Source organism: Cupriavidus sp. SIMBA_020, assembly GCF_046535395.1.
Lineage (GTDB): Bacteria > Pseudomonadota > Gammaproteobacteria > Burkholderiales > Burkholderiaceae > Cupriavidus > Cupriavidus campinensis.
This window is the reverse complement of sequence record NZ_JAWRWU010000258.1, coordinates 1-322: the sequence shown is the minus strand read 5'-3', so window position 1 is coordinate 322 and position 322 is coordinate 1. Positions and strand designations below refer to the sequence as shown.

General features: G+C 68.0%; 1 protein-coding gene. It reads left to right on the top strand.

Annotated features, from left to right (window positions below):
- The coding region (locus SB751_RS29095) for a DUF779 domain-containing protein (protein ID WP_410748919.1) at window positions 1–192 on the top strand (192 nt) is incomplete at its 5' end.
- Window positions 193–322 lie beyond the last annotated feature (130 nt).

The window sequence follows — 322 nt, the reverse complement described above, 5'->3', positions numbered from 1 at the left end:
GAGGGCTGCCCGTTCTACATGGGCGAAGACCAGTTCGCGTATTGGGAGCACACCCAGCTCATCATCGACGCCGTGCCCGGACGCGGCGGCGCGTTCTCGCTCGACAGCGCCGAGGGCAAGCGCTTTTTGCTGCGCTCGCGGCTGTACTCCGATGAAGAATGGGCCAACGTGGCGGCGGTCACCAAGAGCTGAGGCCCGATCGCGCCCGCCCCCGCATCGCCTCACGACCCTTGCGGCGTTCCGCCCTTGTCGGCAGCGGTCTCGCTGGCGGCCTGCTTCCATTGGAACGACACGCGACGGATGCGCGCGGCGCGAAATTGCG